The following is a 771-nucleotide window of genomic DNA, read 5'->3' as shown; positions in this document are numbered from 1 at the left end:
AGGCGGTGAAGTAGGCGTTCTCCCGCTCGGCGAGCCAGCGCAGCACGACCGCCCCCTCGGTGAACGGCAGCGCCCTGCGCCCGTGGAAGACGTCGTGCACGCACACCGGGATGCCCGGCCGCAGCCGTGGGAACAGGTGCTGGAGGTACCAGCGGGCGAAGCTCGCGGAGTGCGCCGCGTCGATGAACAGGAAGTCCGCGTCCTCCGGGATCTTCTCCAGGTTCTCCCGGGCGTCCCCCTGGGTGAACGTCCAGCGGCCGGTGGACAGGGTCTCGGGGACCTCCCGTACGACGTGGTCGACGATGTCGTACGAGTAGAGGTGCCCGGTGCCGTTGTCGCGCAGGGCGCGCAGGATCCAGGTGGTGGACCAGCCGTGGAAGGTGCCGATCTCCACCACTGTCTCCGGCCGGGCCTCGCGCAGGAGGAGGTACGTGATCTCCGCCTCGATGTCGTCGAGTTGGGCCTTCATCGAGGTGGGCGGCGCGAGCAGGGTGCGCTGGCGTTCGCGGGCGCGGTCGAGGTCCTCGGCGAAGGTGCGGTAGAGGTCACCGATGTGGTCGAGGTCGATGGGCCGACCTCCGGGGGACCCTCCGGTGGACTCGCCGACGGGCCGGCCTTCGCCCCTGCCGTCGCCGACCTTCCTGTCCTGGCCGACCTTCCTGTGGCGTCCGGCATTCGTGCCGTGGCCGGCGTTCGTGTCGTGGCCGGGCTGGTGCATGTCTCACGCTCCTGCGAAACCGTTTCCGTGGTCGGGACGCGGTGATGCTGGAG

The 771-nt window shown here is 70.2% G+C and carries 1 protein-coding gene; it reads right to left on the bottom strand.

What is annotated here, in order from left to right:
- The coding region (locus CCN37_RS38755) for a class I SAM-dependent methyltransferase (RefSeq protein WP_086830299.1) at positions 1–718 on the bottom strand (718 nt) is incomplete at its 3' end.
- Positions 719–771: the final 53 nt, after the last annotated feature.

This window comes from Allokutzneria sp. NRRL B-24872 (assembly GCF_002155965.1).
GTDB lineage: Bacteria > Actinomycetota > Actinomycetes > Mycobacteriales > Pseudonocardiaceae > Allokutzneria.
The sequence above is the reverse complement of the archived record's forward strand: the minus strand, read 5'-3'. Positions and strand labels throughout refer to the sequence as shown.